At 69.7% G+C, this 8310-nt stretch carries 7 protein-coding genes and 1 pseudogene; all 8 read left to right on the forward strand.

Features of this window, described 5'->3' with window-relative positions:
* Positions 1 to 4: 4 nt before the first annotated feature.
* Positions 5 to 580 carry a TerD family protein gene (locus tag AB0H83_RS28960; RefSeq protein WP_360099891.1) on the forward strand — a complete coding sequence of 192 codons (576 nt, stop codon included), beginning with the start codon at positions 5 to 7 and terminating at the stop codon, positions 578 to 580.
* A gap of 176 nt (positions 581 to 756) precedes the next feature.
* Positions 757 to 2334, forward strand: a complete 1578-nt coding sequence (locus AB0H83_RS28965) for a CHASE3 domain-containing protein (protein WP_360099893.1) — start codon at positions 757 to 759, stop codon at positions 2332 to 2334.
* A 309-nt stretch (positions 2335 to 2643) separates the two neighbouring features.
* Positions 2644 to 3621: a cellulase family glycosylhydrolase gene (locus AB0H83_RS28970; protein WP_360099895.1), complete on the forward strand. Its 978-nt coding sequence runs from the start codon at positions 2644 to 2646 to the stop codon at positions 3619 to 3621.
* A gap of 63 nt (positions 3622 to 3684) precedes the next feature.
* A complete protein-coding gene (locus tag AB0H83_RS28975; protein ID WP_360099897.1) occupies positions 3685 to 4968 on the forward strand; it encodes an ABC transporter substrate-binding protein in 1284 nt (427 codons plus the stop codon).
* Positions 4969 to 5086: 118 nt separating this feature from the next.
* Complete coding sequence (locus tag AB0H83_RS28980; protein WP_360099899.1) at positions 5087 to 6037, forward strand: sugar ABC transporter permease; 951 nt, start codon at positions 5087 to 5089, stop codon at positions 6035 to 6037.
* Positions 6034 to 6849, forward strand: coding sequence for a carbohydrate ABC transporter permease (locus AB0H83_RS28985; protein WP_360099901.1), 816 nt, complete (start codon positions 6034 to 6036; stop codon positions 6847 to 6849). Before AB0H83_RS28980 ends, AB0H83_RS28985 begins: the two co-directional genes overlap by 4 nt.
* 172 nt (positions 6850 to 7021) lie before the next feature.
* Positions 7022 to 7921 (forward strand): ROK family protein, encoded by a 900-nt coding sequence (locus tag AB0H83_RS28990; protein WP_360099903.1) that lies wholly within the window; start codon positions 7022 to 7024, stop codon positions 7919 to 7921.
* Positions 7922 to 7956: 35 nt separating this feature from the next.
* A pseudogene (locus AB0H83_RS28995) lies at positions 7957 to 8310 on the forward strand (glycoside hydrolase family 2 protein); the annotation flags it as partial.

Genomic DNA, 8310 nt, shown 5'->3' on the forward strand with positions numbered 1-8310 from the left:
ATAAATGGGAGTCAGCCTCACCAAGGGCGGTAATGTCAGCCTGACCAAGGCCGCGCCCGGCCTGACCGCGGTCAACGTCGGCCTCGGCTGGGACGTCCGCACCACCACCGGCGCGGACTTCGACCTGGACGCCAGCGCGCTGCTCCTCGGCGCCGACGGCAAGGTCATCACCGACCAGCACTTCGTGTTCTTCAACAACCTCAAGTCGCCCGACGGCACCGTCGAGCACACCGGCGACAACCTGACCGGTGAGGGCGAGGGCGACGACGAGATGATCAAGGTCAACCTCGCCGGCATGGCCGCCGAGGTCGACAAGATCGTCTTCCCGGTGTCCATCCACGACGCCGACGCCCGTGGGCAGTCCTTCGGCCAGATCACCAACGCGTTCATCCGGGTGGTCAACGCCGCCGACAACAACGAGCTGACCCGCTACGACCTGAGCGAGGACTACTCGACCGAGACCGCGCTGGTCTTCGGCGAGCTGTACCGCAACGGTGCGGAGTGGAAGTTCCGCGCCGTCGGGCAGGGCTACGCCTCGGGCCTGGCCGGCATCGCGAAGGACTACGGCGTCAACGTCTGACCAGCGGTGGATGACGACCGGCGGCCCCCGCGAACCGCGGCCGGGCCCGCCGGTCGTCGTCGCTCCGCCCGGCGATCGGCCACTTCAGGCCAATTCGCGGCGATTTCCTCAGGTGGTCCGCGCGTCACCCGAATCGTCACCTGCGGGGAGTGGTTCGGTTCGGGCAGGAGAACACCGTGGACTGGCTTTATCGGGTCAACACCAGGCTGCTGGCGGCATTCGCAGTGCCGCTGGTCGTGCTCGTCGTCGTGGGGACGCTCGCGTACCGCAACACGGGGACGCTGGAGCGCAACGCCGGCGCGGTCGAGCACACGTATGAGGTGCTGGCCGCCGTCGACGAGATCGGCGACACGCTGAAGGACGCCGAGACCGGCCAGCGCGGCTACCTGATCACCGGCGAGGACCAGTACCTGGAGCCGTACCGGAACGCGACGCAGGCCATCGAGGCCAAGCTGCGGGAGGTGGCGACGTTGACCAGGGACAACGCCGCGCAGCAGCAGCGGATCGCCGAGCTGCGCCCGCTGGTCACGGCCAAGTTCGCCGAGCTGCAGCAGACCATCGACCTGCGGCGGCAGCAGGGGTTCGACGCCGCGCGCGCGGTGGTGCTCACCGACCAGGGCAAGACGGTCATGGACCAGATCCGGTCGGTCCTCGACGCGCTGAGCGAAGCGGAGTCGAGCCTGCTCGCCGCGCGTGCCGCGTCGACGGAGGACACCGCGGACTTCTCGCGGGCCGCCGTCGTCACCGGCACCGGTGTCGCGTTGGTTCTGGTGCTGATCCTCGCCTTCGTGATCAGCCGCAGCATCGTGCGCCCGCTGGGCGCGCTCACCACCCGGCTCAGCGAGATCGCCGACGGCGAGGGCGACCTGACCCGCCGGGTCGACGAGGCCCGCCGGGACGAGTTCGGCTCGCTCGGCGCGGCGTTCAACCGGTTCGTCGGCAAGCTGTCCGGCACCGTCAGCCGGATCGGGGAACAGGCCAACACCCTCGCGGCCGCCACGGAGGAGCTGTCGACCGCCACCCGGCAGATCTCCGGGTCCGCCGAGCAGACCTCGGGGCAGGCCGACCGGGTCTCCGCCGCCACCGAGACCATGAGCGGCGCGCTGAGCACCGTCGCCGCCGGTGCCGAGGAGATGGGCGCCTCGATCCGCGAGATCGCCGCGAACGCCTCCGAGGCGAGCCGGGTCGTCGCGGAGGCGGTCCAGGTCGCCACCTCCGCCACCGCCACCGTGACCGAGCTCGGTGAGTCCTCCGCCCAGATCAGCGACGTCATCAAGCTCATCACCGCGATCGCGGAACAGACCAACCTGCTCGCCCTGAACGCCACCATCGAAGCGGCCAGGGCGGGCGAGTCCGGCAAGGGCTTCGCCGTGGTCGCCAGCGAGGTCAAGGACCTCGCCCAGGAGACGGCGCGGGCCACCGAAGACATCGGTCGCCAGGTCGAGCGCATCCAGCGCAACGCCGACGCGACCAGCCACGCGATCAGCCGGATGGCGGCGATCGTCGAGCAGGTCAACGACTACCAGACCACCATCGCCTCCGCGGTGGAGGAGCAGACGGCCACGACGTCGGAGATGGCCCGCAACGTCACCGACGCCTCCAGCAACACCCGGGAGATCGCCAACAGTCTCGCCGGGGTCGCGGCCGCCGCGTCCGACACCACCGCCGCGATCGGCGACACGCAGCGGTCCGTCACCGAGCTGGCCGCGATGAGCGCGACCCTGCACGGCCTCGTCGGCCAGTTCAAGTACTGATCCGCAGCAGCCCTGCCGCGCGTCCGGTGCCGCCCCATGGCGCCGGACGCGCGACCGTCTCCGGTCGGTGGTGCCGATCCTTATGCGCTTCAGTGCACCGTGGGATGCGCCGGGGAGGGCCCACCGCACGTCCGTGGGCACATGCGCTGCTCGTGAGGAAACCGTTGTGAAACGTGGGATTGACAGCTTTGGGGTGCGGGCCTAGGTTGATGGAACTTATCCGGTTCAGTCACTCCGCCGCGACGACACACCCCCGTCCGTGCGGCGCCCGGGCTGCCGGCGACGGCGCACCGCCTGAAGGGTTCCGCGATGTCCCACCACGGGTTCAACGTCCAGTGGATGTTCAACGCCCACGCCGGCGCGGCAGGGCCTGACGAGCGCGTCCTGGACGCGGTCGCGGCGTGGGGGTTCAACTTCATCCGGCTGCCCACCGACTACCGGCTCTGGAGCGTCGGCGGCGACCCGTACCGCGCGGACGAGTCGGTGCTGGCGCTGATCGACCAGACCGTCGACGCCTGCCGGCAGCGCGGCCTGCATCTTTCACTGAACCTGCACCGCGCGCCCGGGTACATCATCACCGGCTGGGAGACCGAGCCGTACAACCTGTGGACGGACCGGCCGGCCCGCGACGCGTTCGTCGCGACCTGGGAGCGCTTCGCCGAGCGGTACGCGGACGTGCCGCCGCGGGACCTGAGCTTCGACCTCGTCAACGAGCCGCCGGCGCTGGGCCTGCGCGGCTTCACCCGCGAGGCGCACGAGGCCGTCATCCGCCACGCGGTCGGCGCCGTGCGGGCGATCTCGCCGGACCGGCCGCTGGTCATCGACGGCCTCGACGGCGGCAACCTCGCCGTGCCGGAGCTCGCCGACCTCGGCCTCACCCAGAGCGTGCGCGGCTACCAGCCGATGAGCGTGTCGCACTACGGGGCGCCCTGGTGGCCCGGGCACCGCGGGCTGCCACCGCCGAAGTACCCGGTCGACTACGACGGGCGCTGGTGGGACGCGGCCGGGCTGCGCGAGTTCTACGCGCCGTGGCGCGACCTGGAGGCGTCCGGCGTGCCCGTGCACGTCGGCGAGTTCGGCTGCTACGAGCACACCCCCGACGAGGTTGCCCGCGCCTGGTTCGCCGACCTGTTCGACGTGTTCGGCCAGTTCGGCTGGGGCTTCGCCCTGTGGGAGTTCGAAGGCCCGTTCGGCGTCGTCGGCCACCGCCGGCCGGGCGCGGTCTTCGAGCGGCGCGACGGCTTCGACGTCGACGTGCACCTGCTCGACCTCATGCGTTCGTTCTGACCCCGGCACCCACGCAGCGCAACCGATACCGATACCTCACCCCACATCGGAAAGGTGGTACCCGTGCATAAGCAACGGCACCTGATCGCCTTGCTCGCCGCCACGTCCCTCGCCCTGGCCGCCTGCGGCGACGGCGGCGGCAGCAACGACGGCAAGATCGCCGGTGACATCACGGTCCTGACCCAGCGCACCGACCTGGTCGACACCGTGCTGCCCGACTACAAGAAGAAGTTCGAGGCCAAGTACCCCGGCACGAACGTCAAGTTCGAGGCGATCACCGACTACGAGGGGGAGGTGCGCGTCCGGATGAACACGAAGAACTACGGCGACGTGCTGCCGATCCCCAACTCCGTCACCGCCGACCAGCTCCCGTCGTTCTTCGAGCCGCTCGGCACCGTGGACGAGCTCAAGGACAAGTACCGGTTCGTGCGCTCCGAGCAGACGTTCGGCGGCAAGGTGTACGGCCTCGCCATCACCGGCAACGCCCAGGGTTACGTGTTCAACAAGAAGGTCTGGGCCGCGGCCGGCATCACCACGCCGCCGAAGACGCCGGAGGAGTTCCTGTCGGCGCTGAAGGACATCAAGGACAAGACCGGCGTCATCCCGCTGTACACGAACTACAAGGACGGCTGGCCGCTCGGGCAGTGGGAAGGCGTGCGCGGCGCCGTCAGCGGCGACCCGGAGGCGGCGACGAAGCTCGCCAAGGACGACGCGCCGTGGAGCCCGGGCAAGGAGCAGTACATCATCGACTCGCTGCTCTACGACGTGGTCAAGAACGGCTACACCGAGCCGGACCCGACCACGACGAACTGGGAGCAGTCCAAGGGCCTGCTCGGCACCGGCAAGATCGCCACGATGATGCTCGGCTCGTGGTCGGTGGTGCAGATGCAGGCCGCCGCGGCCAGCAAGGACGACATCGGCTACTGGCCGTTCCCGAACCAGGCCAACGGCAAGTTCCACACGGTCGTCGGCGGCGACTACAAGAACGGCATCAACGTCAATTCCAAGAACAAGGCGACCGCGCGGGCCTGGATCGACTGGTTCGCCAACGAGTCGAACTACGCCATCGACCAGGGTGGCCTGTCGCCGGTCATCAGCGCGCAGCTGCCGGCGTCCCTCGCCGACCTGCAGGCGGTGAAGACGGAGTTCATCGAGCTGAACCCGGCACCGAAGGGCGAGGAGGGGCTCGCCGACAAGATCGGCAACACGGCCGAGATCGCGCTGTTCGACGGCAAGTACCGCCAGCGGATCGTCGACGCGGCCCGCGGCGCGAAGAAGGAGACGAAGGAACAGATCTTCGCCGACCTGAACAAGAAGTGGGCCGACACCCGCGCCAAGCTCAAGTAGGCCGCACCGATCCCGCAGTGCCGATCCCGTAGCACCGGCGTGCGGATGGGCCACCCCGCCGTCCGCACGCCCCCGGGCCGCCGCAGTCCCGGACCGTCCCAGCCCGAAGGTGAGCCCGATGGCCCTTGGCATGAAACTCGCGTCCGACCCCCGGCAGGCCCCGCCGGGCCGGTCGGCACGCCCGTCCCGCGGCCGCGCGGGTGGCATGGCCCGCACGCTGACGCCGTACCTGTTCCTCGTCGCGCCGCTGACGTTCCTGATCGTGTTCACCTACATCCCGGTGGTGAACATGTTCGGCTACAGCGTCACGTCCTGGGACGGGCTCAGCCCCAGCCGGGAGTTCGTCGGGTTCGACAACTACGTCGAGATCGCCACCCGGCCGGAGCTGTTCGGGGTGCTGAAGGTCAGCCTGTACTACATCGGCGCGTCGGTCGTGCAGATCGTGCTCGCCCTGTACTTCGCCACGATCCTGAGCTTCAACACCCGCTTCCGGAACCTGTTCAAGGGCGTGCTGTTCTTCCCGTACCTCATCAACGGCGTCGCCATCGGCATGATCTTCCTGTTCTTCTTCCAGCCCGGCGGCACCCTGGACTCGGCGATGTCCGCGGTCGGACTCGGCGGCGCGTCCCAGCAGTGGCTCGGCGACCCCGAGGTCGTCAACTACTCCCTCGCCGGCACCTCGGTCTGGCGCTACCTGGGGCTCAACTTCGTGCTGTTCCTCGGCGCGATCCAGTCGATCCCCGCGCACCTGTACGAGGCCGCCGAGCTCGACGGTGCGAACCGGTGGGACCAGTTCCTGCACATCATCCTGCCGGGCATCCGGCCGATCGTCGGGCTGTCGTTCATCCTCGCGATCTCCGGCTCGCTGTCGGTCTTCGAGATCCCGTTCATCATGACCGGCGGCGCCAACGACAGCGAGACGTTCGTCATCCAGACCGTCAACATGGCCTTCAAGTACTACAAGCTCGGCCTCGCCTCGGCGATGGCGGTCGTCCTGCTGCTGATCATCCTGCTGGTCACGTGGCTGCAGCGGCGCATCGCCCCGGACGAGAAGGTGGATCTGTCGTGATCGCACGCATCCTCAAGTACGCCTCACTCGCCGGCGCGTCGCTGGTGGTGCTGCTGCCGCCCGTCGTGCTGGTGATGGCCTCGCTGAAGACCAACAACGAATACCTCACCACCGGGCCGTTCGACCCGCCCGGCGACTGGCTCAACTTCGACAACTACGTCACGGCGTTCACCAAGGGGCACATGCTCCGCGGCTTCGTCAACACGTCGATCATCATGGCCGCGTCGCTCGCCGGCACCGTGCTCATCGGGTCGATGGCCGCCTACGCGATCGACCGGTTCCGGTTCCGCCTCCGCGGGCCGGTCGTGGCGCTGTTCCTGCTCGCCACGCTCGTGCCCGGGGTCACCACCCAGGTCGCCACGTTCAAGGTCGTCGACGCGCTCGACCTGTACGACAGCCGGTGGTCCGCGATCGTGCTGTTCCTTGGCACCGACATCATCTCCATCTACATCTTCCAGCAGTTCCTGCGCGGCGTACCGCGCGAGCTCGACGAGGCCGCCGCGATGGAGGGCGCCAGCCCGTTCGGCATCTACTGGAAGATCATCCTGCCGCTGCTGAAGCCGGCGATCGCGACCGTCGTCATCATCAAGGGCATCGCGATGTACAACGAGTTCTACATCCCGTTCCTGTACATGCCGTCGCAGGAGCTCGGTGTCATCTCCACCTCGCTGTACCGGTTCAAGGGGCCGTTCGGCGCGCAGTGGGAGGTCATCTCCGCCGGGGTCATCCTCGTCATCATCCCGACGCTGATCGCGTTCCTCGCGCTGCAACGCTTCATCTACAACGGGTTCACCGCGGGGGCCGGCAAGTGAGCGGCCAGCGCAGCGGCTCGGGCCGCGAACCATGGGCTCAGTCTTGGCTCACGGCGGCGCCGGAGCGCAGCGGAGGTGACGGCGTGAGCGGTCCGGAGCGCAGCGGAGGAGCCGCGAACCATAGGCTCAGTCTTGGCTCACGGCGGCGCCGGAGCGCAGCGGAGGTGACGGCGTGAGCGTCGTGTTCGGCGGTGTCGAGGCCGGCGGCACGAAGGTCGTGTGCGCGGTCGGCGTCGGCCCCGACGGGGTCCTGGACCGCACCACCATCCCGACGACCGAGCCGGGGGAGACCCTCGAACGGATCATCGGCTACTTCCTCGCGCAACGGGCCGCCGGCCACGACATCGCCGCGCTCGGCGTCGCCTCGTTCGGCCCGCTGGACCTGCGGGAGGGCCGCATCACCACCACGCCGAAACCCGGCTGGGGCGGCACCGACCTGGTGGGCGCGCTGCGGCGCGGGCTCGGGGTGCCGATCGCGCTGGACACCGACGTCAACGGCGCCGCGTACGGCGAGCACCGGTGGGGCGCCGGCCGCGGCCGGGGCACCGTCGTCTACGTCACCGTCGGCACCGGGATCGGCGGCGGCGCCATCGTCGACGGCCGGCCTCTGCACGGCCTGCTGCACCCGGAGATGGGGCACCTGCACGTGCGCCGGCACCCGGCCGACGACTTCGCCGGCACCTGCCCGTTTCACGGCGACTGCGTCGAGGGCCTCGCCAGCGGCCCCGCGATCGAGCGCCGCGCCGGGCGCCCCGCCCGCGATCTCGGCCCCCTGCTCGCGCAGACGGTGGCGATCGAGGCGCACTACCTCGCCCAGCTCATGACGTCGATCATCTACCTGCTGATGCCGCACCGCATCGTCGTCGGCGGCGGCGTGCTCAACATCCCCGGCCTGCTCGACGCCGTCCGCGAGGCGACCGCGGCCCGCCTGGGCAAGGCCCTCGACGCGGTGCCCGCCACGGCCCGCATGGACGAGTACATCGTGCCGCCCGACCTCGGCACGTTCTCCGGCGTGCTCGGCGCCCTCGGGCTCGCCGAGCACGAGTACCAGCGGTCGCTGACGAACCGCTGACCACCTTTTCCGCAACGATCCTCACGGGAGTGCTCATGCCTGTCCTGCGTCCCCTGCATGCCGAGTGGACCGTGCGCGCGCTGGACGCGCCGCCCGGCGCCGCCGACGGGGTGTATCCCGCGCAGGTGCCGGGCTGCGTGCACACCGATCTGCTCGCGGCGGGGGTCATCCCTGACCCGTACCTGGATGACAACGAGGTGGCGTTGTCGTGGATCGGCCGGACGGCGTGGGTGTACGAGACGACGTTCGACGCGGACGTGGCCGGTGACCGGGTTGACCTGGTCGCGGAGGGTTTGGACACGGTGGCGACGGTGACGCTCAACGGTGTCGAGGTGGGCCGCACGGCGAACATGCACCGGGGGTACCGGTTCGACGTGCGCGGGGTGCTG

Source organism: Dactylosporangium sp. NPDC050688, from assembly GCF_040654515.1.
In the GTDB taxonomy this organism is placed as follows: domain Bacteria; phylum Actinomycetota; class Actinomycetes; order Mycobacteriales; family Micromonosporaceae; genus Dactylosporangium.

Bases quoted from the DNA above. Each gene is read 5' to 3' on its own strand.
- AB0H83_RS28960 (WP_360099891.1), top strand. From the start codon at position 5: ATGGGAGTCAGCCTCACCAAGGGCGGTAATGTCAGCCTGACCAAGGCC.
- AB0H83_RS28970 (WP_360099895.1), top strand. From the start codon at position 2,644: ATGTCCCACCACGGGTTCAACGTCCAGTGGATGTTCAACGCCCACGCC.
- AB0H83_RS28980 (WP_360099899.1), top strand. From the start codon at position 5,087: ATGGCCCTTGGCATGAAACTCGCGTCCGACCCCCGGCAGGCCCCGCCG.